This window comes from Roseibacillus ishigakijimensis, assembly GCF_016595415.1.
GTDB lineage: Bacteria > Verrucomicrobiota > Verrucomicrobiia > Verrucomicrobiales > Akkermansiaceae > Roseibacillus > Roseibacillus ishigakijimensis.
Genome location: NZ_JAENIO010000135.1, coordinates 1 through 604, shown reverse-complemented (window position 1 = coordinate 604; position 604 = coordinate 1). Strand labels below are relative to the sequence as shown.

Below are 604 nucleotides of genomic sequence, written 5' to 3'. Positions count from 1 at the left end.
AATTTTGGGCGGCCACCGACATTGCAAGCCTTTTTTGCGTATTTTTTCCTTATTTTCAGTGCGTTACGTGCTCGATTTTTGTCGTGTAGTGTGATCTTTTCCCGTGTGACAATAGAATGCTAGACGTGCCAATAGGCCTCCAATTCGACCCATACTTCCATGAAGTTTTGGTAGAAGCTTTTGCACAATCTGATCATCCAAAGAATAACGCCAACCTCCGCCATCCCAAGCAGTCTGGTTCGTGGCCAGATGACGACTCACTCGCAGATACTTCAAAACCTCCCCTGCGGTCCGGTAACCAAATTCGAAGCGGTGTTTTGCCAAAATTACAAAGAGGTCCCCCAGATGCGCCTTTACCTCCCTCATCGGCTCTTCTGGGAGAGGTTCCAATCCATTGGCCAATTGACGAGCCCGAAGTGCCAGTCGGAGAAAAGCTTCATCCCCCCCCGAAGGAGCCTCTTGCCCTTCGAGATACTCCTTCGGACCTTCCAAGAACTTAGTCATCTCATCCATTCGCGTCAACTTAAGCTGTAATTCATTGAAAACGAGCAAAATAAATAGAAAATAACTCGCTTTTTCCTTGACTAGGCGAGGTCGCCGGCAA

Annotated in this window: 1 pseudogene; it reads right to left on the bottom strand. The window is 48.0% G+C overall.

Annotation, left to right across the window (positions count from 1 at the left end):
* Window positions 1-63: 63 nt before the first annotated feature.
* Window positions 64-604, bottom strand: a pseudogene (locus tag JIN78_RS17430) (hypothetical protein); the annotation flags it as partial.